21 protein-coding genes, 1 tRNA gene and 2 pseudogenes are annotated in these 23,938 nt (G+C 58.4%); 7 read left to right on the forward strand and 17 right to left on the reverse strand.

The window, feature by feature from the left end; translation table 11 throughout:
• Window positions 1-103: 103 nt before the first annotated feature.
• Window positions 104-286, forward strand: a complete 183-nt coding sequence (locus tag ASG67_RS19035) for a hypothetical protein (protein ID WP_156460867.1) — start codon at window positions 104-106, stop codon at window positions 284-286.
• On the opposite strand, the gene ASG67_RS16105 is transcribed toward ASG67_RS19035, so the two are convergent.
• Window positions 252-914 (reverse strand): PAS domain-containing protein, encoded by a 663-nt coding sequence (locus ASG67_RS16105; RefSeq protein WP_156460868.1) that lies wholly within the window; start codon window positions 912-914, stop codon window positions 252-254. The genes ASG67_RS19035 and ASG67_RS16105 overlap by 35 nt on opposite strands.
• A gap of 369 nt (window positions 915-1,283) precedes the next feature.
• Here ASG67_RS16105 and ASG67_RS16110 point away from each other — a divergent pair, with 369 nt between their 5' ends.
• The 4 genes from ASG67_RS16110 to ASG67_RS16120 all read left to right on the forward strand — a co-directional run bounded on the left by ASG67_RS16110 (window position 1,284) and on the right by ASG67_RS16120 (window position 3,665).
• Window positions 1,284-1,646 carry an STAS/SEC14 domain-containing protein gene (locus ASG67_RS16110; protein ID WP_056532213.1) on the forward strand — a complete coding sequence of 121 codons (363 nt, stop codon included), beginning with the start codon at window positions 1,284-1,286 and terminating at the stop codon, window positions 1,644-1,646.
• A 303-nt stretch (window positions 1,647-1,949) separates the two neighbouring features.
• Window positions 1,950-2,378: a globin domain-containing protein gene (locus ASG67_RS18550; protein ID WP_082543589.1), complete on the forward strand. Its 429-nt coding sequence runs from the start codon at window positions 1,950-1,952 to the stop codon at window positions 2,376-2,378.
• A gap of 508 nt (window positions 2,379-2,886) precedes the next feature.
• Window positions 2,887-3,315, forward strand: coding sequence for a hypothetical protein (locus ASG67_RS16115; protein ID WP_056532216.1), 429 nt, complete (start codon window positions 2,887-2,889; stop codon window positions 3,313-3,315).
• 47 nt (window positions 3,316-3,362) lie between these two features.
• Window positions 3,363-3,665, forward strand: coding sequence for a hypothetical protein (locus ASG67_RS16120; RefSeq protein ID WP_056532217.1), 303 nt, complete (start codon window positions 3,363-3,365; stop codon window positions 3,663-3,665).
• 519 nt (window positions 3,666-4,184) lie between these two features.
• Here the strand turns inward: ASG67_RS16120 and ASG67_RS16125 are convergent.
• From ASG67_RS16125 to ASG67_RS19045, 4 genes are all read right to left on the reverse strand, one after another.
• On the reverse strand, window positions 4,185-4,928 hold the full coding sequence (locus ASG67_RS16125) for a PGN_0703 family putative restriction endonuclease (protein ID WP_056532219.1): 744 nt from the start codon (window positions 4,926-4,928) through the stop codon (window positions 4,185-4,187).
• A 206-nt stretch (window positions 4,929-5,134) separates the two neighbouring features.
• On the reverse strand, window positions 5,135-6,175 hold the full coding sequence (locus tag ASG67_RS19040) for a hypothetical protein (protein ID WP_156460869.1): 1,041 nt from the start codon (window positions 6,173-6,175) through the stop codon (window positions 5,135-5,137).
• Between the two features lie 479 nt (window positions 6,176-6,654).
• The gene (locus tag ASG67_RS16130; protein ID WP_056532221.1) at window positions 6,655-8,538 is read right to left on the reverse strand and encodes a DUF262 domain-containing protein; all 1,884 of its coding nucleotides are present in this window, start codon (window positions 8,536-8,538) and stop codon (window positions 6,655-6,657) included.
• Window positions 8,539-8,876: 338 nt separating this feature from the next.
• The gene (locus tag ASG67_RS19045) at window positions 8,877-9,878 is read right to left on the reverse strand and encodes a phospholipase D family protein (protein WP_156460870.1); all 1,002 of its coding nucleotides are present in this window, start codon (window positions 9,876-9,878) and stop codon (window positions 8,877-8,879) included.
• Window positions 9,879-10,928: 1,050 nt separating this feature from the next.
• Here ASG67_RS19045 and ASG67_RS16140 point away from each other — a divergent pair.
• The gene (locus ASG67_RS16140) at window positions 10,929-11,396 is read left to right on the forward strand and encodes a hypothetical protein (RefSeq protein WP_235535260.1); all 468 of its coding nucleotides are present in this window, start codon (window positions 10,929-10,931) and stop codon (window positions 11,394-11,396) included.
• A gap of 184 nt (window positions 11,397-11,580) precedes the next feature.
• Here ASG67_RS16140 and ASG67_RS16145 read toward each other — a convergent pair whose 3' ends face one another.
• From ASG67_RS16145 to ASG67_RS16195, 11 genes and pseudogenes are all read right to left on the reverse strand, one after another.
• Window positions 11,581-12,348, reverse strand: coding sequence for a hypothetical protein (locus ASG67_RS16145; RefSeq protein WP_156460872.1), 768 nt, complete (start codon window positions 12,346-12,348; stop codon window positions 11,581-11,583).
• Window positions 12,349-12,458: 110 nt separating this feature from the next.
• Window positions 12,459-12,788, reverse strand: a complete 330-nt coding sequence (locus ASG67_RS16150; protein ID WP_056532228.1) for a hypothetical protein — start codon at window positions 12,786-12,788, stop codon at window positions 12,459-12,461.
• A 112-nt stretch (window positions 12,789-12,900) separates the two neighbouring features.
• Complete coding sequence (locus ASG67_RS19630; protein ID WP_235535261.1) at window positions 12,901-13,449, reverse strand: site-specific integrase; 549 nt, start codon at window positions 13,447-13,449, stop codon at window positions 12,901-12,903.
• A 319-nt stretch (window positions 13,450-13,768) separates the two neighbouring features.
• Window positions 13,769-14,647 (reverse strand): annotated as a pseudogene (locus ASG67_RS19900) (restriction endonuclease); the annotation flags it as partial.
• Window positions 14,648-14,770: 123 nt separating this feature from the next.
• Window positions 14,771-16,264, reverse strand: a complete 1,494-nt coding sequence (locus ASG67_RS16165) for a hypothetical protein (RefSeq protein ID WP_156460873.1) — start codon at window positions 16,262-16,264, stop codon at window positions 14,771-14,773.
• Between the two features lie 137 nt (window positions 16,265-16,401).
• Complete coding sequence (locus ASG67_RS19050; RefSeq protein WP_156460874.1) at window positions 16,402-16,686, reverse strand: hypothetical protein; 285 nt, start codon at window positions 16,684-16,686, stop codon at window positions 16,402-16,404.
• A 208-nt stretch (window positions 16,687-16,894) separates the two neighbouring features.
• Window positions 16,895-17,377 carry a hypothetical protein gene (locus ASG67_RS16175; protein ID WP_156460875.1) on the reverse strand — a complete coding sequence of 161 codons (483 nt, stop codon included), beginning with the start codon at window positions 17,375-17,377 and terminating at the stop codon, window positions 16,895-16,897.
• Window positions 17,378-17,402: 25 nt separating this feature from the next.
• Window positions 17,403-18,785 (reverse strand): hypothetical protein, encoded by a 1,383-nt coding sequence (locus tag ASG67_RS16180; protein WP_156460876.1) that lies wholly within the window; start codon window positions 18,783-18,785, stop codon window positions 17,403-17,405.
• Window positions 18,786-18,940: 155 nt separating this feature from the next.
• Window positions 18,941-20,023 carry a S1 family peptidase gene (locus ASG67_RS16185; protein ID WP_056532242.1) on the reverse strand — a complete coding sequence of 361 codons (1,083 nt, stop codon included), beginning with the start codon at window positions 20,021-20,023 and terminating at the stop codon, window positions 18,941-18,943.
• Between the two features lie 24 nt (window positions 20,024-20,047).
• Window positions 20,048-21,622, reverse strand: a complete 1,575-nt coding sequence (locus tag ASG67_RS16190; protein ID WP_156460877.1) for a hypothetical protein — start codon at window positions 21,620-21,622, stop codon at window positions 20,048-20,050.
• Window positions 21,609-22,676 (reverse strand): caspase family protein, encoded by a 1,068-nt coding sequence (locus ASG67_RS16195; RefSeq protein ID WP_156460878.1) that lies wholly within the window; start codon window positions 22,674-22,676, stop codon window positions 21,609-21,611. The genes ASG67_RS16190 and ASG67_RS16195 overlap by 14 nt, the downstream gene beginning before the upstream one ends.
• A gap of 173 nt (window positions 22,677-22,849) precedes the next feature.
• Here ASG67_RS16195 and ASG67_RS18565 point away from each other — a divergent pair.
• A pseudogene (locus ASG67_RS18565) lies at window positions 22,850-23,581 on the forward strand (IS5 family transposase); the annotation flags it as partial.
• A 159-nt stretch (window positions 23,582-23,740) separates the two neighbouring features.
• Here the strand turns inward: ASG67_RS18565 and ASG67_RS16210 are convergent.
• Window positions 23,741-23,816, reverse strand: a tRNA-Thr gene (locus tag ASG67_RS16210).
• Between the last annotated feature and the right edge of the window lie 122 nt (window positions 23,817-23,938).

The following is a 23,938-nucleotide window of genomic DNA, read 5'->3' on the forward strand; positions in this document are numbered from 1 at the left end:
GACCTCAACGGTAAGGTGCAAACGGTTGTGCTGACACTCCTGTTAGCATAAATCAACGACTCTGAACCAAAACCCGGTAGTAGCGGTTCGGGAGCTTCATCGCATGGAACTGGCACAGATGGGTCAAGCTGCAGTGAACCGTGACATTTCAATCGCGCTGATGCACCTGCGTGCTGCGCTCGACATTCTTGATGACAGCGAACAAGCGATTGCGGCGGCGAACCTGGATCATGTGATCCAGCTGCTCGACCTTAAATCGCCTGGTGATCAATCGGGTTCGCAATAGCTGACATCAGTCGCTCGACCTTGATTATGCCAAGGTGGGACAGCTGAATGGCAGTCCCAGTTGAAGCAGCGGCCTGCAAGAGATCGCGCTGGCGCAATGCCTGCACCCAGCGCGTCGTCGTATCGTGCTTCAGCCCGATGGAGTCGGCGATGTCGTCCACCGTCACGATGCGACCCTCGGCTTCCGCTAGATATGCCTGGATCAGTATCGCGCCGACAAAATCACAAAACAGGTCGGTGCCTAATTCCTGCATGCGAAGCAGGTACAAATGACGGACGCGCAAGGCTGCTTTCCACATCCCGAGTGGGGTCGCAACCGGCGTCTGTTGATCCTCCCATGCTAGCGTGGTGACCAGATCGTCGGTGCCTTCAATAGGCGAAACCAGAAGATCGGCCTCGATGAAGGTACCATCGGGACGATGATATCGCTTTCGCAGCCGCCTTGGCCCTGTTCGATCCGACAGGCTTTGCAACATTTCGGCGCTTTTCGGTATATCGGCTGCCACCGTAATCGACTGATAAGACACGCCGACCAAATCACTCTCACGTCGCTGCAACAGCGCGCAGAATCCGGCATCGACGCTTTTGATGATACCTGAATTAGTCGACACGCAGTGAGCGGTAGGCATGATTTTCCTCGATTTGCCCGCACCTTATCGCAGATTAACTTTCTGTCTCCAACATTCAAAATGCATCAATCACCGCAACTATGCTTTCAGTCTCATAGTGAAAAGCGCAGTCCCCGGAGACTGATCAGGGCTCGCAGCTGCTCTGTCCGTCCAAGCAAAGCCAGGATTTCCCATATTTTTCAGAAATTTAATCGCCGCCAAATCTCACGACTTTTCGCTTTGCACTCGTCAGGTGTAATCACGATGACTGGCCCGATTACCTTAATGTATGCAAGACCGACGCTTGAGCAGTCACACAATTGTTGAGAAAATACGCTCATTTTTTGTCAACCTGAGCGACCTATTGGCTTACCGCTAGCGGAGGCAGAATTGCACAAACTCATCAACCATAACCAAGAGCGCATCATTGAGGTACAGCTTACGGGGCTTTGCTCGATGGAAGAGTTTCGTATTTTTACCGACGAGCTGCGGGCAGCAATCGCGTCCTTTCCGCCTGGCGATCAGCAACCGGCCACGCTCTACGACTTCACCGATGCGACGATCCAGACTCAGGAGGTTGTTGCCGCCATGAAGGCCTTGGCCGAACACCCCGCGATGATTCATCGCCGGGTTGCCATGTACACCGAGGGGGTGCTGGCTCGCCGACAGGCACTCCGCATTTCAGAAAACCGAGAGAACATGCGTGTCTTTAAAAGTCGTGTCGAGGCTATCGAATGGCTGAAAACAGTTTGATTCATCCGGCTTCAAATACCTTTTACGACCTGCAAGAGTTAGCAACTCCGCAAGAACCCCGTCATATTCCAGTGCGTGGCTGATGCTACATGCCTCTAAATAATTTTCGCCTGTGCGATCAACGTTTCTACGTCATTTATAGCAGGTAGATCATTCTAGTAATTTAAATGGAATACCGGAGGGGTTTGATACCAATATGTCGAATCATTTGTATCTGACGCATTAAAGCCAGAACATTTCATATCACGATCACGTCTTGCCAGCTGGTAGAGGCAAAGGTGCAACTGTTTTGGGGAAGCTAAAGTGTCACTGACAACAGATCAGGCTCGCCTCATAACCCAGAGCTATGCTCTCGTCCTGGAATGCCCTCGCCGCTACTCAGAACTTTTTTACCATCGGCTGTTTATTCAGCACCCTTTCGCTCGAGCACTCTTCCCCGACGACATTACTCATCAAATTGCAGTTTTCGCCAAAACGATCGACGCGCTGATCGTTAATGTTTCTACTTTGGATCGGTTAGGCCCGACGTTAGCAGACTTAGCCGTAAGGCATGCCAAATATGGCGTACAACCCTATCACTATGAAATGGTCGGGACAGTTTTAATCAATATATTTGAAGAATTATTAGGCATCGCCTTCACCCCTGAAGTCCGAACAGCGTGGGAAGTATTATATCTTCAAACTGCGGTCGTTATGATCGATAAGGCATATCCTAACGCTAACTTAGCGTAGTCGATGGCCACGGCCTGACAATGACCGTCTTGACGCGACGATCGCATATCGTGGCAGTCAAACGACATCGGGTTCGATTTTGGCATTACCTATGCAGGGGCTTCGAGCTTGGAAACAGGTCGGGATCTTCCTTCTATTTTCGGGGCGAATGGTCCGGCCCAGGGCGGCCTTCATCGAGATCCTTAGCCACATTACGCTCCTTCCGACCCTCCATCGGATGTCGGTTGGCGCGATGACGCATGAAAAATGCAAACGCTACGGCAACAACAAGAAAAACAATGATGAGCGTAACAAGGTTTAGCGAGCCTAAGAATTCCGAATTGGACATGATCAACATCCTTTGGCAACCTGCCGAGATTTGTAACCGACCTCAGGCGCGCTGGTTCCGTCTTCGGATAAATGACTGACCAGGCTTTGAGAATGTCAGATCCGCCAGCCGTTTACTACGGGCAACACAAATGATAGCCTGATCGTTGCACGGAGTTAAACACCGGCAAGGAGAGAGTGGATGATCAAACGTCTCACACTGGCAGCTGTCGTTCTTGCGGCGACGGGTTCCTTCTTCGTTCAACCATCAAATGCTGCCGATGGTGGTGGCCAGTGCGGGGGTAACCTCGTCGGCTACAAGCGCATCATGGCCGGCAACACCGTCGTTGGTGAACTGCAGCTCTATTACAATCCGGCGAATGGCAACAACTGCGCCTCGACGTTCCATAGCGGACCGACTTGGGGCGTATCACTGGACACCGGCGTTGCCTTGTATCGCAGCAGCAACGGCCAAACCCCCACATCGCCTGCGGGCTTCGAGCGCCAGAACTTTAGATATCAGGCGGGGCCGATCCGTACCGACGGTCGGAACCGGTGCATCATTTCCGGCGGCGGCATCACCTATCAAGGGCAGCACTACACCGTTTACACGCAGGCCCATTGTAAGTGAGCAGAGGCCATGTCGTCGCAGCCGGTACGGGCTTGGCTATCCTGGCTATGCTGGGCGCGACGACATGGCATAAAGCTGACGACGTAGCGCAGGGGAAGGCCGGTGCAGATGCCGCCGTCGCGGTGGTGCGAGGTGGCGGAACCTCGGGCATCCGCAGCATGCCGTCAGATCAATCAGACCGCGACGAATTGGCCAATGCCTTCACCCCCATGCCATTATCTCCTGACACCGAAGAGGATCATCGTCCGCTGGATTTAAAAGCGGACATTGAACCGCCCCCCTTCGATTCGGGCAGTGGTGAAATCACGCCGAACCAACCAACGCTTCCCGAAGGCTTGCCGAAGCCTTAGGCTTTTTTGCTGCGGCTCGAAGTAGCAATGAGTCACCGGACACAGCAGCTGCGGTGTTTCAAAGCTTCCAAACGAAGCTGAGTGGCCTGCCGCAAGCCATCAGCATCTTGTAATGAGGCAGACCGTAAATTAGGGAAAAGTTAGTTATTGCACAAGCACTTACTCGAACCGATGCTAGTGTGCTACCGAATGATATCGACCGAACGGCGAGCTATCCTTTAGCGAGTGCCTTTGTCACTACGGTGATATTTCCCTGAACAACGACGTAATTTCCTTTCTCGAAGTTAATAGCGCTGGCGTCATTTCCGCCTTTAAACCGACGTACAAAATTCACTCGATCTGCGTTCACAACTATTGGATCGCCATCGAGGCTCTGGAATTCAACATAACCGTTCATGCATGCACCTGATCAAAAAAGCTTTGGTAGTGCCACGTCACGGAATTGCCCAGTGCCGTGACGGACCTACCTCAGGGCTATCCGATCCTCCGACGTCGTTCCGACGGTCGTTCCGATTTCGGTCAGGGGTTGTATCGCTCGATCAGCGCATCGGCGTGGCGAACCGTTTGATCGCCCCATACGGTGAACCATTCCCGATAAGAGCAGGCGGCAAAGCGGACCTCTGCACCGGCAACCATTGCGGCAAATTCTGCAATTTCTTGGCGGTGGCGTTTCAATGAGTCCGCCGAGATGTGTAAGTGACCACGCCTCGCCGGCTCCGCATAAAGGTACAGTAGCACGGGGGCTTTACCTATCCGGCGACCTTCCGTGACCAGACCGAAGGCGTGTTTTACAAGCTGCGCAGCATCCAGATGAGCATACTGAACGGCGCTCGTGCGTAGTTGATCACGCATGTTCGCAAAAGGCGCCATTTGGTCGCCCCATACATCGCGATCATATGCTTCCGAGAGATTGACTGTCTTTGTATCACGGAACGGCTCAAATCGCTTGGACTCGACGCCGATCAGGTGGCCATCGGTTTCGACGGCAGCGTCTAGCCATGGATGACGACCACCGGCCCAAGGAAAGCGCATCTGCCGTTCAACGCTCACTTGCCTTGCAGGCCAGTCGAGATCAGCAAGTGGGGGGAACGGCGGCAGCAGCGACGCCCGCTCGAGGAACCAGCCGAACGCATTGACGGCCAAGGCCGCACTACTTTCTAAGCTATCGAACTTTCCGCTGCCAATCTCATTCCCGCCGGCATTCGCCAAAGCAGCCTGCACCTTTTCGTCAGGTACGCCCGGCAGGAACATGGAGGCGGTCATAGCTACTATCTTTCTAGATGAGCTGCTGTCGGTTCCGTGGACGCGAGGTTAAGCTGCCCATGCTTGTCGCTCAAAGTCCATCGGGGGACAATCCGCGTTCCCGCACCACCATCGCCCTCTCAGGCTCGATTTCCGGCTAAGCTCTAGTTGTTCCGATCCGAAATATTCCTCATCTCGTGTCCACGGAACGGCAGCCCCTCAGATAATTAGTCGCTGATTGTCCAACCTTGCTTAACGTTTTTACCACGGATCGGTTGAGCCTTTGCAAGTCGGTCTGCGTACGTGCCGGGTACTGAATGGCCTTGGCGAGGTATTATCCGCGCAGGAGATGAAACTTCCGCTGCGGTTGGCTGTGGCTGCAAGGGTTCACCGGCGAAATTGAGCCGTGACGGACCCATGATCCGTTGTTGTTGATAAGCCACAGCCGGCTGGGACCGTACCGCAGTCATGGATGGTGATTGCCTGTTAGGCATTGCAAAAGCTACAAAATGAGGCTGCACAGTTCCTTCACGAGCTATTTGAAACGCGAACAGATAGGTTTCCCCATTCCAGTCAATACTCATATCAACTCTTTGTGGATACGACGACGGTTTGAATTTTGACAAAACAATCCGCCCCCCGCCGCTCGCGCCCGGATCAATGGTCGTCAGCTCTAGGCTTGCCTCGCCTATATCCATTTGAGTTTGATCGAGACGTGATTGGACCGCCGCGATTGCATCATAGCCCTGCTGCGATATATTTTCTGCCTGACGCTGCCCATAGATACTAGGAGCACTTAACGAATAGCTTGAGCTTACTCCATATCGGCCCGCTTGTGTCGAAATACTACCATAGTAGGTATCGCGTTGATTTGCCGCTGCGCTCGCTCCAAGCGCGGTCCCCACGGCGATACCAAGCTTCTTCCACATGGATCGATTTTTCTCTTTGCCAATCAATTGCTTGACCGACATGATAGAGATCAACTGTCCATTTGATGATACAAGGACATTAGATATTCCAAAGTTCGCAGGCATAATGCTAGCGTTGAACGCGGCTAGCCCGAATGCGACGTTACCATGTTCTGTAATGAACGGTCGAACTTGTATTGTACCTTGACCCTGAGTGTTCTCAATCATGGCGTTACCATGATTGAACCGGGCAATTTCTTGGCCAATCTGGAGAGGCTGAATAATATAATCTTCTGCAAAAGCAGGCGCCGACATACAAATAGCTGTCACCGCTGGCGCAGCTAATAGCAGACGGTTCATGAAGCACCTCGAAATAAAACAGAGTTCATAGGCCGTAGTATTTGATACTATAATACACTCCTTAAATTAATTATAAATTGTCAGTTAACCAATACTGATAGGCAACGCGCGTTAGTCTGAGGAAATTAAGAATTCGACCTGCGTTAAACCTGTGAGGACGTCACGAAAGCGCCGCCGGGTGAGCGCTCCCTGTCCCGCTGAATGTGCTGCCACGAGAGCAGCCGCGATGTGCCACTCGATGTTCGAAGTGCGCTCTTTGTCCCGTGGTGCCCTCGCGATGGGCACGGACCGCACCACGGCATTCGATGCAGCGCAACTGCTGCCGCGGAGCCATCGCCAGTACCTCATCGACGTCAACAGGCCGCCACTCGCCGTCTAGACGAATCTCGCCAACAGTCGATCTAGTCATGGTCGATGCCTTCGTGCTGTAAACGGTGCGTCACCTCTGCCGACCAGGCGGCAGTTAATAGGCCATTCCATCATATATGCTCGGTAGGCGATGCCGGCGCGGGCCATAGGCGGGGCGCTAATCGCACGATGATGTCGGCACGCCTTGCCATTGCATCCTCGTCCCATGCGGCCTCAGCGGCGATAGTGACATTGGTCTTCAGCAGGGATTCGTTAAGCCGAACGCGCTTTGCTTCGAAGGCGCTGTTACTTGCCGACGAGTTCGCAGCAGGGGTCAGGAGTGTCAGATTCGGAAGGATATTTATCAGTGCGTTCCGCTCCTGCGCTTCAGCACGAACTGCCTCGTCGACGATCACCGTTTCGTCGATGGGCACCCTTACTCCGCTACGCAGCGGCCAGTTCGCCACCCAGCTCTGCGGCATAACGTGCTCAATCGAAAGCCCGTCCTGAAGGCTTCCATTCACATTAAATTTGTCTCGAGCCGCAAACTCGAGTTCCTCCAATATTAGTCGGAGGCGAGGCTGGGCGAGCCAGCCGTACTGCGGTCTAGTGCGGATTGCCGCTTCTAGCTCCCCGTCAGAAGGAAATCGGACGGTGTCACCCGTTTTGGTCCCGAAATAATTGGAGAAAGCCGCTTCGCTGACGCCTGTCCTCTTAAAGGTAGCCGCGACGTCTACGAAGGTATTGTTATAGTTGGCGGTCGGCAAATAGCAAAGGGCACGGCGGACGACGTAACTCGCAATCAGATCGTAGAGCCGATCCTTATCCTCGCTGCAGGCGTCCGAGGCCGCAACCGTTAGCACCAGCGGGTAAGCAGTCGATACGTCAAACGCGGCCAAGCGCCGGGCCAAGCGTGCAAGCGCGGCGTCGCCACTGGGTTCGATCAGAGCCGCATAGATTGGCGCGTATTTCGTGAGGACGGCCAGCTCACCCGCTGTGTCGTTGAACATCGACGTAGTGACAAAGGACTTATACTCCGCGAACAACTCGCCGAGCGATATCGGCTTGCCCTGCTCGGCCGCGAGCGCATGGCCTAGGAAGAAGTCAATCCTTGGCTTGCGAATCCGCCCTTGCACGACGTCCTGCTTCCAAAATGGCTTCTCAAATACGGACCAGAAGCCAGTGAGCAGTTTCTCCTGATCCTCGCCACGCTTCGCCGCCCGGTGGAACACGTCGTTGCGGACAAGGTCCATGGCCGCCAGTGGCTTGCCCCCGCTGTTCAGCGTCTCGAAGATGACTTGCGCATCGTCATCTGCCGACAGAGTGATAACGATTAACCGAAAGTGTTCGAACAGTACCGTTGACAGGGCGAGCAGCCGCCGTCCAATGGAGGTGGGGTTCGGCGGCTCGGTTTGGTCGCCGCTTTGATCTTGGGTCACATACGCATCTGCCGAGTCCCAAAAGAACCAGTAGGCCGCCATTGCCTCTGGTGCTGACGGATGTAGCCTACCGTTTTTGTAGAAAGCGTTCGGATATTTGGTCCGTAATGATGGCCTGTCTAATTCAATTAAGTCGCGGAACAGCGGTCGGTCGTATGCGGTTGGCTCCAACTTGAAACGTTCCGTCCCGGGGTCGCGCATCGGGATGTTGTCGCTGTGTAAGATAAGGTCGGTAAGCTGAGCCGACGTGGCAGTCTCGTCATAGTGGTTCGCCACGTCGCGCAGGGCCGCAAAACACAGGTGAAACGTAGTAAGGCGTTGTTGCCCGTCAACAACGTTAAAGGCCTGTATGCGCCCGAAGACGGGATCGGCGTCGGGAATCAGGAGAAGGGCGCCCATGTAGTGAGAGAACGCCACCCTCCCGGATGAGAGCAATTCATCAGACTTGCCGCGAACCTGCTCGAAGAAGGGCTCCAGCTCCCGCTTTGTCCAAGCGTATGTCCGCTGGTAAATCGGGACGACGAAGCGTTGCCTCTCGCTGAGAATTTTACCGATAGAGAGGGGCTTAGCATCCAAAATACGATTTCCTGTTTGAGCTAAGTATCAGATTAGCTCAGCTGCGACGCCGCGGTCTAGCCGGACCGTCTTCTGAACCGCCATGAGATCGTCAGCGGTTCCAGCACCTGAGAGCTTAAGCCATGACTTGCAAAATGATTAACAAACCCGTCACTGAGTTGCTGGACGAGCGGTACAAACCGGGACAGCTGCGTGAACGCCTCACCCGGGACTTTTAAGGCCTCTACAAGTCCGCGGAGATCCCAAGACCAATGCCCGCAGTCTTCTCCTTCGCCATCGCTCTGTCGGTCGCTGACATCTTATAGCGTTGATCAATGAATTCTGACCGTCAGTCAGCATCAGGCATCATCTTGACTATAGCGCTTGTGAACTTCTACCCAAAAATTCCTCATAATATCCAAACGTGGCTGGTACCACGGCTCTGATGGGTTGTCATTGTCGAGCAGGCTTCTGAACCGAGATTCGCTTACGGTTGAAGAGAAAGCCTTTACAAATCGGCGTTCTGTAGCGTCGAACGGCGCAGGTGTAGGGTTTTCTTCGGACAGGAGCACATCTTGCGGCTCTCCGTCAGAGTCCCAGCTAAACCCCCCTGCGACGACTTTATTACTCATTCTAGTGAACCAGGGCGAACCGCGCTTTGACAGCTGGCCTTTCGCTGTCTTCGTCCAAAACAAAACCCAACGGCCGCACAGGAAAGAACCGTCGGCCTCGTTTCTGATCCATAGGCCTTCGTCAACCCGACGTTCTGCGTCGAGGCCAGTGACACCGATCTGATCTTCCACTGCAGAGACATGGGCGGTCCAAGTCTGGCCGGTATTTACCCATGTAACCACAGGCAGATTGTCCATTGTAGGATCGAAGTCAGCAAAACTTAGCAATGGCGGCTTCGCTCTCGCACGCAGACGCCAGAGCTCCTCTGCTCTTGCCCAGTCAGCTGCGACGATCGATCGCGCTTCATCTGCCCACAGGCCTTCGAACCATTCGATTAAGTCTGCTGTGGGCTTAATGAGGACACCGGCCTCCAGCCATCCCGACTGCTCGCTCCCTTCGAGTGACAAGCCATTGGCGGAGGCGTTAGCGGAACAAGCGACTGCTCGTTCGGAGCCGATGTAAACCTTTGCGTGGAGCGTATCACATTGCCGTTTATCCCCTTGCACCCTCTTGAACGCGTGAGGGTTCGTACCACCCATCCGAAGGTTGGCCACGACCCGTGCCCCGGACCCGGTAAGCCAGCTTTCGCTGCCGTGTCCCCAAAAAGCGACGGCGGAACGCGAATTTGGTTCCCGAAGAATGCTTCTTATCTCAGCGCTGAGCTCGCTTCCGGCAAGAAACTTCGTCATGATGATCTCCAAATATCATTCTGCTGCAACTTGTGGCAGACACGATATGCGATGGCGAGCACGGCGGGTGTCGGGGCCCGCAATAAAGTAGTCAATCTTGATTGATTGGCGATGCGTCGCAAGCCATGCTCACTTATCGAAAAGCAACGGAGAGGTTTAAACCAAGTCGTTGCTTCACCCGCTCATGAGCGACAACAATGGCCGGTCTCTCGGTTGCCGCTGGATGAAAGGCGGGGGTCACGTCAATCAGCGTACCGCCCATTAACGCCTGTGCCGTACCACTCGAGCCTCGCGTTCTTGGAGAACTTTGTGTGCGCCTTCCTCATTCGGGTGGCGCTTTACGTTCGGCATAATACCCGGATTTCGCGCTATCATCTCTTGCAAGTCATTCCAGATTTGGGGCGCAAGGTTCTGCCATCCAGTCAGGCCGTCAAAGCTCCAATCGCCGAGGCACGAAACCTCCGTCGCTATCTTGAAGGCATCGCTCGCGGTGCCAATTAGAAATGTGACAATGTGACCGGAACCGACGTGGTAAATCGCCCAGATAAGCGGCATTGGAAAGTCGCGCGCGGGCGCAACCATGCAGTGCATTCCAATCCGTTCAAAATCCAACCATCCAACTCCTTTGGCTTGCAATTTCCACGTGAAACCAGAAATTTCTTGGCTACCCAACTGTCCATGCCAAGAATTTTAGACAGTTTTTCCTCACAGCAAATAATTGGAGTTGGGATGCATTGTCCCTCGTGCGGTTCGGCAAGCGTGAAAAAGTCTGCAGCGGTTTACGAGCAGGGCACGTCGCACACTGACCATCGAGGCGGCGGATACTGGGCCAACTCTCGCGGGAACGTTGGGGCTTGGAGCCGCCGCGGGCGTAGCACACGCTCTACCGGTTCAGCTCAGCGCAACACGCCGCCGCTCGAAGGGTGGGCCTTGCTTGTAGGTGCGGCCGCGGGGTTGGTGTTGATGGGCACGATCATATTCGGTGTGAGTACCAGTATGAGCATTCTACGGCTTATCGTGCTTGCACCGTTGCTATCACTTGGAGCCGCCTTGACGCTGTGGCACCTTACGACGGACGAGCGCGCTCGTGCGGACAAATCCTACGTGCGACAGTGGTACTGTCTGCGCTGCGGAACATTGTTCCACGAACCCGCCGAAGAAGAAGAAACCGGGTCAGACGCTAGTTGCGCCGCGGACCGAGCGCCGAACGGCCCACACTCGAGTGCGCACGACTGGTATCAATCGACGCGCAAACGACAGGACTATGCCGACCGGATCGTCTCGCCGGTGCAGCGAGCGCGGGCGGAGTCGGAACGGGACGCGTCGGGACTGTTGAGCATCGCTGACCGCGTGAACGCTGACGGCGCATTCGATCCGCAGCGGCCGACCGATCTCGACCTTGGCCTTGTGTCGCGGCTGGCCTCACTCGGGTACTTACAGTGGACGGCTGCATCAGACGAGTTTGCGCTGACCGCCGCAGGTCAGAAGCGAGCAGCAACTCTCCACATGAGCCGATGAATTTTACACTCGGTCTCATGCGTCGCAGCACGTCAAGTTGCTATTGCTGCGGAAGTTAATCGCCATAACGCTGTTTGAGATTTATCGTGACAAATAATTCGGACCACCCGGTGGAAGCTGCTCAGTAAGCCCAAGGTGGAAAGTGAAGCCTTTTGCCTTTCAGTATCATGTCACACTAGGCGCATTATGACCTGCCATCATCATACCAACCGGTATCGCCGGAGCGTGCCTGCTCTTCCTGAATGGCATCCAGTTCTTGAACCATCTCGGCATGCTCGGACCAAGGCGGCGAATCGGATATACCCGCTGCTTGCTCAGCGCGAGATAACCTCTCGCTCGCATCCTGCTGACCCAAAACCGTCCAGAGCGCGAACCACTCGCTGTCCGAAAATGTCAGGCTATATCGATTAGCATATCTCCGCCACTGGTCCTCTCCGTAATCTCGCCAGCCGAGCTCGACCCGTTTGACGTCTTCTACAAAGGCCTTGAACGGCAGCTTAGCAGCAGCTCGAATCTTGCGCCTTGTATCACTTTGCCAGCCATGTGTGGTCTTTCGACCTTTTGCAGTAAGATTGGAAGGATGATAAGCCTTTACGATGTGCAGCCCGGCATTGTCGCGCACCGATCTTCTGAAGAAGGAGTCGACGTCGTCGCCCAGACAGATAACCGTTCGGCCCTCGATTAGGCGCCCCTGCGCCTTCAACCTTCGAACCGTAGCGGCTGCCATCTCCGGACAGATTGCATCTTTCCAGCCGCCTGTGGCGTCTTGAACTGCGTGGTATCGATCATTGAGGTTGGTTAGTTCAAAACTCGCCTCTAACTCCGGTAGCGCGGTCCAGCTTCCAAAAACAATCATAGAGAGATTACGTGTGGAGGGAGCGAGGGGGTGCCAAGCGAAGTTTCGGAGTGCGGTCTCTGGCGATGGACCCATACCTAAAATCAGCGGTTTCAAAATCCCACCTTCCTAAAGTTGAGTTTTTCGCCATGAGAAGCGTAGAATAGCACCAGCTACTGCAAAACTATTCATCTATCTGAGCTGCTGCCGGTCCGGTAGACGCGAACTTAGAGCAGACTATAGACGCCCTTCTCGTCTCGCCGCCACCGGTGCAACGCCGGGTTTGTGCCGGTGCCGCCGCTCAGCACAATTCCAACGTGCTGAGGGTCGAAACCGAGGCTGTTCATCACCCCCCGTAACCGCGGCAAAGTGTCGATCCCCTGCCCGATGCACGCCATAATAATAGTGATGGCTTGGTCGTGCTTGTTGGGTCCGACGTCGGCCATGAGCTTACGGAGCCCGTCAAACAACGCCTTGCCGGGGTCATGGGAGGACCGGGGCGGATGGCGCTTGATAACAATGTCCTTCGCCGATCCGATCGCTTTAGTCTGCGTCATTATGTACTCCTTGATGTGGAATGCGCTCGGTGGCGCAAAAAAATTGATGAAAGAGGGGGGTCCCCAACCCGCCCACCAGCCGGAGCCAGTGCACAGGTTGGGGGAGAGTTGATCAGGCGGGCTGAGCTTGTTTCGCTGCCCCGGCTTCAACGGCGGCGAGCAACGTGTCATTCGCGAGGTGGCTATATCGCTGCGTGCTTTGGTAACTTGCGTGGCCCAGTACCTTGCCCACCGCGAACAAGTCGACGCCGCTGTTGACCATGAAAGACGCCGCTGAATGCCGCAGGTCATGGATACGGACATCAGGCAAGCCCGCAGCCTCTCGTGCTCCCTGCCATCCATGCTTGATCGACACGAACGGCTTCAGCGTATTTGGGTTAGGGACCAACCAAGGACAACCGTTGAATCGGGGCAGTTCAGCGATTACGGCCAGCGCCGCCGACGACAGGGGAACGTGTCGAGGCTTGCCCGTCTTCGATGTCGGTATCAGCCAAGCCTTCCGTTCGACGTTGACGTGTTCCCACCGGGCATCGAGCAGCTCGCGAACGCGGGCACCCGTCAACAACAGCAGATCGACAATATGCCGCAGCTGGGGGTTTTTCGACGCCGACGCCGCTGTCCCGCAGCTGACCGGCCTCCTCTGCCGATAGGAAGCGCTCACGGGCGTTATTCAGCGGTTTCCGAGGTACCCCGCGGGTCGGGTTCTTTTCGGCCCCCGGTATCCCCCAACGCGCGCCAAGTTCGAACGACCGTCCCATGATGACGCGAATCTTCTCAACCGTTGCAGGAGCCAGCCCTTCCGCCCGTTTAGCGGCCAACCATTGTGCAACGTCGCGGGAAGTAATGTCGGTAAGGCGAACCATCCCCCACTTCGGCACAATATGCCGACGGACATACATTTCGGTCGTGCTGTACGACTTTTGATTTAGCTCTGCCTCTGCCATGTGCTGGGCAGCTAACTCGGCGTAAAGCGGCACCGCCTTGATTTCCGCCTTCGCCGCTAGGATGTAGTCGCGCGTGGTTAAGATGAAACGCAGGTCCTTCTGCCCTGCCACCCTGTCTAAAAGCGGCGGCAGCCTGGCGTCCAAGCCGCGGACGTGATCCGACGACAGCCGGACCTGCCCGAGGAAGTCGTCGAACAGGATGAGGCGCCGCTCGCCCTCGCTGGCAACCGCTATAGCCTCCTCGACGTCGTCAACAACGAAGATCCGCCAGCCCTGCTCGGCGTGCCGCCACAGCAGCATTTGGGCGAGCGTCGTCTTGCCCACCCCCGGCGCGCCGGCGATGAACATCGCGCCGGTCTCCGCGAGCAGCGCCTCGGCGTCGGCCACGCTCCGGTTTTGGACGAAGCGGGGTATCATCTCTCGAATGTTGTCGAGCTCGATCGCCGTCCTGTTGTAGACGCCGCTTCTGACGATGCGCTCAAGCACCGCTGAACTTGCCAACCACAGCTTGAAGTGGCGCTGCTCCACCTCGGGATGTAGGCCCAGCAGGTTATTAAGGTCCTCCCGGCCGAGAATGTCGATCTCGGCGAGCGGCACGCCCGGCATCGCGGCAACGATCTGCGCCTTCAACGAAGGCGTCATCGAGACGGACGTCGCGAGCAGGTAGCGGCTTGGCTGAAGCGCGGCAGCCTTCGCGCACTCATGACCCATCGCCCGCACCAGCGCCGTCGGTCCGCTGCGGACGTAGTGCTTTGCCTGGACGACGATCCGTTCGGGTCCTGCCAGATACCTGACGTCCACGCCCTGATCCTTTCCCGGCCCGAAGCTCTCCAGCCTGCGCGACCAGTGGGCCTGCAACAGGTCGCGGACGAGCTCCTCGAAGTCGAGAGGGGAGAGATCGTGGAAATCGTTCATGTCCGCATCGCCGGCACGTAATATCCCTTCGGGGGAGCAGCGAACCCATCGGCGGTCCCATCGCCGTCTTACTCGAACGGCCGGGCGGGAGCCACCGCCCTTTGGCCGTACCTACGACCGGCGTCAGCGCAGTAGATTAACGCCGAGGTTCGTCACTACAGATCCGGGAGTGAGTACATTTAGCTGCTGCCCCGCCGTCGGCAGGCCGAAGCCCCAGAGAGCGCAGAGCACAAGATCCTGCCAGGAACCGAACGCGGGGTTTAGCGCAACGAGGACGACATAGCCGACCATGATGCTGATCAGCGAGAACGCCATCCACCCAGTCAGGTTGAGCTCGTTCAGCTCGAAGTCAAGCTGGCGGACACTAAGATCCCTGCGTCCACCTCCTCGCCCATTCACCACGCTCCTGTTCTTCGACGGTTTGGAGACGAATGCTTCGACTATCGCACGGGTGTCGGCGAACAGCACCGTGTTCGGTTCGACGTCGATGTGAAGCAGCCCATCGAGCTCGGTGATTGCCGTCTGGAATAGCGGATCCTTGGGGCTGGCGCCGGGACAGGCCAGCACTTCCCGCACGCCTTCGTTCAGCACGTAGGCGACACCGTTCAACCTTTTGGCGGACTCGGTCAGGAGGTTCTGGTAGGTGTTCGCGGCGGCGGCGGGCGCCGATGATGAGTAGTAGAGCGGCACGCGCGGAGGGATGAAGCCCTGGTGATCAAGCGCGTTCTCGTTCATTTGATCGACTACCCAATCGATCAGCTTCTTGGCCCGGGGAAGAGTCGCTTCTGCACGAGCTTCGAGATCCTGCATTTCGCTATTCAGCGTCGCAGCCTGCTGGCGCAGCACCGCGGCCGGACGTAGCGCCTGCGCCCTCGCAATCTTCCCGCGCAGCAGCGGGTTGATCAAGAAGGCCAGGATGGTCCCTAGGATAAGCAGGCCGACGCCGACGATGCGCCACATGTCGCTGCTTACGACGAGGGCGAGCGGAAGCATTTCTCCGAAGGGCTTCTCGTCTGCCACCAGGCGCAGCTCGCCTGCATACTGCCCGGCGGCCGCACTCACGGCCGCGGGCCTCAATTCGAGTGCATGTGAGTGGTTGGCGTCCAGGACGAGGGGCTTGCCATCGCAGGCCGGGGCGTCGTGCTTGCAAAGTTTGAAGCCAGGTTGAAGCACGGAGCCGTTGGTTGCCACGAAGTCGGGCTGCACGAGGCGGACGTTGCGTGCGGGCACTGGCCCGACTTGGACGGAGAAGCTGATCGTGTCCTCGCTGGTCCAAAGCCGCTTTTGGAGCGCCGAGAGGCCACTGACGGCCCAGGCGAAATCACCCGCTGGCGTGTTCTTGAACGTCATCGGGATCGAGACGGATGCATCCGCGAGCTTGAGCACCAGCCGGCGAATCTGGACCGTGTCGCGGGGCAGGCTTCTCAGCGTGCCGTCGATCCGCCACAGCGCGTAGTCGGTCCCGGAGGCGATCAGCTTCGTCGCGTAAACGATTGTCGTAGCGCTGGGGCCGAGGTCCTCCGCGATCAACTCACGCCGACCCTCTGGCAACAGTCCGGTCCCGCTCACCGCGAGGGTGAATCTGCCGCCCCGCTCGCCGGCGGGCAGGGCCACCATCGTCTGGTCCGCGCTGAATACGGGGGCGGCGGGCAGCGATGCGGAGGTCGAAACGGCGGCAAGTGCGCCGAGCCACCATCTCAGCCTGCTAAATGCCGCCCCTAGGCATTGCCGCGCCGATGGCACATCCGTGTGCGTCATGCCTTCCAGGCTTCGATGGCGGCCGTTATCTTGCTTATCAGATCATTTACGGCGGTCGCACGAGCAACCGCCGTCTCCAGCTCACCAACCGCTTGGCGCAGCTGGTCGATCATCGGCTTGCCCGGAAACGGGATCGCCGCCGCATCCGCTTCGGCCAAGCGCCGCCGCGACTCGAGCTTTGTAAGCTCCGCCGTCAGGCCGGCGATCTGACCGGTCAGCGCTATTTGATCCACACCCGCCTGGCCGAGGCTCGAGGTGAGCTTGACGATACCGCTCCTCACGGCGTCCTCCTGTCGGCACAGGTCCGATACCGGAGTGACCGGACCTATCGTGCGGGTGCCTGCGTCCACGCTCCTCGGCGCACCTCCCGTCATCTGCGGGCCGGGCTCTCTACGTCGGGCGACGATGCGTGCGATCAGAACTCCCGCGGCGAAGCCGGCCAAGGCACCGAGGCCAGCCGTTAGCCATCTGTCTCTATCCATTGTCGACCTACTTTCCATTGGGGTTGCTGCTAATTGCGGCCTTCTCGGCGTCCTTCTTCATTCCCTTCGCGACGTCGAACGCGAAGCCCAGCAGCAGCTCTGCGCCCCGGCCGGTCGAGCGCTTCGATGAAACCTTGTTCAGCGCCTTGATCAGGTTCTCCTGGGCGCCTGAGTTCCAGACGGGCGGGACGATCGGAGCGAGATCCGTCTCCCTGGGTGGGACGGGCGGCGTGGCCGCCTCGAACAGCCGAACCGCTTCGCTGGAGCCTCCCGCGTTCAGCTCGGAGACGCGCGCGTCGACCAGCGCCTCGGCGGCCCGGACGATGACGGCATTCTCGGCGGCCGTACTGTCCATCTCGGCGAGAATGCGCTGATGGACGCTGTTGAAGCGGATCAGATCGGAATTGTAGCTGTTCACTTCCGCTGCGGTGAGGCTGGAGGTGCGCCTCAGTTCGTCACCGACGCAGCCAGCGAGAAGCAACGCCGTCATCGGGGCTAGGAGCGAGTTCCGCATTTCAATTCACCAGGATGGAGGTGGTTACGCCGAGCTGACCCGCCAGGTTCGCTATCAGCTCTGGCTTGATGCCCGCCGATCCAGCCGCCTTGATCTGCTCGATCGCGGGCGCGATCAGCGCGCGGCGGTTGGTTGCGGTGCGATCGGCCAGGTCGATCCGGTAAGCCATCTGCAGCTGCGCCTCGCGACGATCCAGTCGGTCGAAGACCAACCTCCCGTTTGAGGTGGCGACGCCGTACTGGACCAAGGCGCGAGTGTACCAGATTCTGTCGGGCCGCCCGAGCGCAACCACGCCCTTGGCGCTCTGACCACGTACGCTGCGCAACGCGAGACCTGCCTCGGCCAGCCGGGAAAGCTCAGTGCTTCGGGCGCTGAGTTCCTGCCGATGAACCTGGAGCAAGTCGCCCGCAAGCGTTGCATTCAATTTGGCGACGTCGAACTGCTGCTGAGCCGCCGCCTTGGCGATGAGCAGCGCGGAAGCGCGGTCGGCAGCCGGCAGATCCCGGTAGGCCAGCACCAGCTGTTCTGTCGCACCCAGCAACTCGAGCACCGCCTGGGCGCGCTTGGTCGTCTTCGAGGGGTCCTTGGCATCGGCCTCGCCAGCTTTTGCTTCCGTGACGGCGGCGTCAAGTTCGACCGCGAGTAGATCGTCCAGCTTCGAGCCAAGCTCCTCGAAGCCAGCCACCTTGGCTGCGGCTGGCAGATCTAGCGCCGAAAGCTCCTTCTGCAGCTTCGCGACGTCCGCAAGGAATTGCGCACGGGGCAGCGCCTCCGCCTTCGCGTCCAGCGCCGCGATCTCCACCTTCATAGCCTTCGCCTGGGCCTCAGCGCCCTTCTGCTCGGCGACGTCAGCGGCGACCCGCCTCATCAGTTCGCCGATCCGTCCGCGCGAGCCAACGAACTCCCGAAGAGGGGCGTCGACCTGATCCTTGGCGACGCGAGCCAGTATTACGCGCTGCCCGGCAACCGCCCGCCAGCGGATCAGGTCCATCGCGGACGGCGACGGGCAGGATGAAGCACATCCCGACACCAATGCGCCGATCTGGTTCGTGACGGCTGATGTAAACGGGGCGGTGCCGACTGGAGTGGCTTCGCCCCCCATCACCGCCTGCTCATCCTCACCGATCCTCACCGGCGCGACGGCGTTGATGACCTCGCTGTCGCGTTCGGTGCGCTTAAGCGAGACGACGGTCGCCTCCTCCCGAGCCGCTGCTTCTCGGTAGCTCTCACGCATCTTTTCGAAGTAGGGGCCTGGCGCGGCGTCATCGAACGCCTTGGCAACGGCCGTAGCGTTCGTATCGCGCCTGGCGTCGTAAAGGGTCGCGCACCCCGACGTGCAGCAAATAGCTGATAAGGCTATTATCCTAATTTTAGGTGTCAGCAAGTTAACCCCCTCTATATTTCCGCAGAAAGACATCTGATCATCAGTGATATTAAATTTACTTCAAAGACAAAAATTTGAAAAACTCGCATTGAGATAATGCAAAAGCTGAAACATGCGATTAATTATGTTATAGCTAGCACAAGTCTTGCGGACAGCTAGACTATCTGCCCTTTCGGTAAAGGCTGCACGCCGGCGCAGGCAGCCACCTCATTTATCCAGTCGAGGAACCTCTGCGGCATCACATAGATTCCCCCATCGCCGCATTGCTCATTAGCCGTGCTCGTGGCTCGGCTCGTCAATCCTGCTAGTTTGAAGCTGCCGTCAACAGAGATGTAGATTGGGCCACCGCTGTCGCCATTGCAGCTATCGATCCCGAGGAACTTGCGGCCGCATACGAACTCATAGTCGGGATGAAACCCGAGCACCTTCGGCAGCTTGCCGAGGTCCTCGTCCGCCGCGGCCATCACGGCCTCGCCGGGGATGGTGGCACGCCGCTTGGTCCCGAAGCCAAGCGGCTTGCTGGGATCATTGTAGCCAAAACCCACGACCTCGAACGTCTGCGCGGCGAGGGTCTCCTCACTGGTCGCAAGCCGCGCGGGTGGCACGAGTGCCGGAGACTTGAGGATCAAGACATTGATGTCGTTACAGCTCTCCGGCGAGGCGATGTAGTGCGGATGGACGACGGCCTTGCTGACTTCAATCACGCGCGCATCGGCGGATAGCTGCGGCAGCACCTTCGTGCCGCCGACCATGATGCGGTCGATCGCGTGGCCGCAGTGTGCCGCGGTGAGGACCACCTGAGGCGCAACCAGCACTCCACTGCAACCCCAGTCAGGGATACCGACGCACACACAGCTTAGGAAACCACCAGGCGGGACGACGTCGCCACCCACAACGCGCAGGTTCTGAGAGGCAGTGCGGGGTCGCCGCTCCTTGCGGGCAACTTCGCCATCGGTCACGATCGAGCGAGCGAACCTCCTCATCCGGTCCTGCAGCGCTTGTGGCGCAGCCGCGACGATCTCGTCGACGCGACGATGACCGTCGGCGACCTCGTCATCCTCAGGCTCCTCTTCGCCTGGCGCCACTGCTGCCCGCGGTTCGCCAAATTTAGGACGCGGAAAAGAACTCGGGGCGGCTATTTGAGCCTCGAGCCGGGCCACGAGGATGTTCAGGTGGGCGATCTCGTCGTTCAGTGCCCTGACGGCCGGCTCCGCCTCGAACTCTCCAGTGCCGCACATTGAGGGTCTCCTTCGGATGGGGCGTCAGGACTTGATCCTGAACATGCTGGCCTGAGCGTCGAGCTTGTCGGCAAGGCTGCCCAGCGCACGCTCGACGGTCGATTGTGGCAGGCCGAGCCGCTCACCCATCAACGACGGACTGGCGTGCGCCTGGTCTCCCGACTGAGCTGCCAGCCGGTCCACCCATCTCTCCAGCATCGGCTGACGCTCTTCCGTCTTGGCGACGGGGAACAACGCGGTGGCTATCGCAGCCTCCGCAGGCGTCACCGCATTGCTTTCCCAAGCAAGTCCTTCGGCAGTGCCGCCCTCGTAGCTACTCGCGTGCCGGAACCACTGGCGGATCTGTGGGTGTGCCAGCAGCTCGATAATCCTGCTGCCGTAGGTATCGATTTCTCCGGTAGCGGACATCTTACCGCCGACACCGATCGAACGGGCGCGCGCGACCGGCTTCGCGTCGAGCGGTGGCGCCGTCCATGCTGTCCAGATGCGCGACGACCAGAGGCGATCGGCGATCCGGTCGCACAGCGATCCCGCTGGTATCAGCTCCGGACATTGCCGTGTCGCCTCCAGCAGCATACGCCAACTCGCGGCGAGGATGGGCGGGAAGAGTACCGGCGTCTTCGGGCCGCTCACGCCACCAAGTCGCACGGCGGAGCTGAGGCGCAGGATGGCGACGTCAGGATGCACTCCCGGTCCCCCGGTCAGCTGTTCGAGCCGGTCGAGCAGTCTCTCACGAAACGCCGAGTGACTGTCCATACCCAGCTCGCACATGTGCGCGGCGAGAACGCCGAGCATTGGATTGGCCGCGTTGTCGCCAGCGAGTTGTTCGATCAGCTGCTCGAATTGGGGGCCGAACAGGCTACGTCCACTGCTTATCGCGGCGAGGGCGGCCTCCTCGAAGCCGATCAGCTCCTGGTCGGCCGTCGAACGCAGTGTCTGGCGCTGGAGGCGGAAGCGTAGCTTCTCGAGATCGACCCGCAGCCCCTCGACACCCGAGAGCAGCGGTGCGCTGACCTGGGCGACATAGCCCGGCACGACCGTGATCGCCATCTCGAAGGGCTGCCGCGCGGCCGCTTCGTTAATGCGCAAGCGCCAATAGCCCGCCGTAGCCGGGAAACACCAGTTGCCGCTCCGCTCGGGCGTCATGTCCGGCACGAGCGTCTGAGCGCCATCTGCGCTCACTAGCTCGACCGAGAGGCCGACGAGGTCGCCCTCGTCCGGCCGGGTCAGGACCACCACTACCGTCGCATCTGCTGGCTGCGCCGCGCCGCTGGCGGTCGGCGGGGCTGCAGGCATACTTTCTGCGGCCGGCTCGGGGGCTTGCTGCTTGACGGGTATGATTGCGCTGCCTGGCTCAGCGATCACGTGCTGGCTATCCCAATCCTCTCGCCCGCGGAAGCCGATCTCGTAAAGGCCGGGAGTCACCAAGACGTCCACCGCACCTGTATTCGCCGGCAAGATCACAGGCTTGAACTGCGCGTCTAGCACGCGGATCTCAGTAAAGGGGGTGACGGCCTCGATCCTCAGCATGACTTGCGGCGCGAGGGGATCGGACCCCGGCACCGATGCCTCGGGAGGGCGGGGATCAAAGCTGGACATGAGTGCCACCTTCGCGAACTGAGACCGGCACCGATCTCGTCACAGTGCCTTGAGGATCGAGAGCGTCGAAGAGATACTGTCCTGGAGCCAATCGCACCGGGGCGACCGCGCGTGGGGGGATGACGACGGAGAAGTTGTTGCCCTCGCGAATCTGGAATCGCGTCGCAGTGCCGCTGAGAGCAATGTCGACCGTCAGCCCGACCGCCGCTCCGAACGACATCACGTCGTTCGCCGCGCCGTTGGAATGCTCAATCTTGGGGCCACCCACCTCGGTTGCCTCCAGGAACTGCTTCAACGAGGCCGCGGTCACCACCCCGCTGGCATCCGCCGCGGTGGTGAGCCCTCGGAGCAGGGCGTTCGTCAGCACCCCCTGCCAGAGCCTCGGTGCGGAGGAGTCGAAGGGATCGTCGAGCATGCGCTCGGCCGTGGACGCACCCCACTGGGCGGCTTGAATGTGGGTGAAGGGACGAGCTGCCAGAGTGGGGTCGCCGTAACGCGGTAGGAAGCACGCGAGCTCGGATTGGCCGGATACCTCCGCGCAGCAATCCATCACCAGCATGACCTCATGGAACAGGCCGGTCATGCGCATGGCGTCCGCCGCCCTGAAGCCGAGCAGGCCGCGCAATAGCGTCGCCCGCGCATCCGCCATGACTAGAGCGCAGCCACTCGTGTCGGGCGGCGGCGGTACGAGGCCATGTCCGGCAAAGAACAGGTAAAGCCGCCGTCCACATGGATTGCCGCTCGAGTCAGCCTGCTCAAAGAACAACGTAAGTCTATCCTCAACCTGACTGCGGATCGGCTCGGAATTATTTGCAACGGATCTTAGATATGTAATATTCTCAGAGTCAAGTCCGCCCATGCCAGGATCCATGAGCCACCGGCAAAACAAGTCGCAGTCATTTATGGCGCCGTTTAAGGGCAGAATACCTTGCGTATAATGATCTATGCCAACTACGATTGCAAAATCTAGCGGATTCTGCACCGGTTTTGTCACTGCTGGAAGTTTAACAAATGACATCAACGCCACCCCAGCCAATATATCTCGATTCGTCATGACTATACCTTACAAGGTAATCTTCTACACCAAAATCGTTTCAGAACGAAGATCGCCGGAGATTCAAGATCTTACTCGCGAAAGCTGCGGTCGTTCTAGAGCTCAACCCAATCAGACCATTGATCTTTGCGGAGCTTCCTAATTCACCGATGGCGTGACGATGGAGGCGGTAGATGGCGTTGTTCTGGTTGCCGGACGAAACGTGGGCGGCGATCCAGCCGCATTTGCCGAAGAACCAGCCTGGGGTCGGCGTGTCGATGACCGGCGGGTGATCTCGGCCATCGTGAACGTACTGAAGATAGGCTGCCGGTGGTGCGACTGCCCGGCGCAATACGGTCCGTCGACGACGATCTATAACCACTCGAGCCGCTGGTCGCAGCGCGAGTTCTGGCTGCAATTACTCGCGGCGCTGGTCGATGCGGGCGTGGTGACTAGAGCATTGCGATCGACAGCACGTGTTTCAAGATCTCGCGTGCGGCGTTCGGCGCGAAAAGGCGCGCCTCGCGCAAGCGATCGGGCGTTCCGGGGGCGGTTGGACCATGAAGACCCATGCGCTCACCGATGTCGTCCGTCCCTATGCACTGATGCTGACACCGGGCAACGTCAGCGACATCAAAGCCGCGCCCGCCCTTCTCGAACGCGGCGGTCGAATGCAATACCTGCTCGGCGACAAAGGCTACGATGCCGACAGCGTGCGCCGTTCGCTCCGTGCGGCAGGTGCTGTTCCAGTCATCCTCGGACGCCATAATCGCAAAGGAACCATCCGCTACGACTAACAGCGATACCGCAGACGCAACTTGGTCGAGAACGTCTTCTGCCGTCTGAAAGATTTTCGCCGTGTCGCCACCCGTTACGACAAGCTCGCAGCCAATATCCTAACCGCTTTCACACTCGCAACAGCTGTTCTTAAAGGCAAGCTTTCGCGTAGTGCCTTCTGGGCACGTTCATGGCGTCATCAACGTAAGCCGCGAACTCGCGATACCATCGCGATACCAAAATGATTAAACCATCAGACTTACCCAACGCATCTGGCCGATAAGTCGCGCAGTTGTAGTGACTTAGTATGGTGCCGCTTACAGGACTCGAACCTGTGACCCCCGCATTACGAATGCGATGCTCTACCAGCTGAGCTAAAGCGGCCCGAGCGCCGGTCGTACCGGGTCGAGGCGGCGGCGATTATCAGCGATGGCGGTTCCTGACAAGCGCCTGCCCGCGATTTACCCATCGTTTACTGCGCAGGGTCCACAATCACGTTCACGAGA

The sequence above is a fragment of the Sphingomonas sp. Leaf339 genome, assembly GCF_001426195.1.
In the GTDB taxonomy this organism is placed as follows: Bacteria; Pseudomonadota; Alphaproteobacteria; order Sphingomonadales; family Sphingomonadaceae; genus Sphingomonas.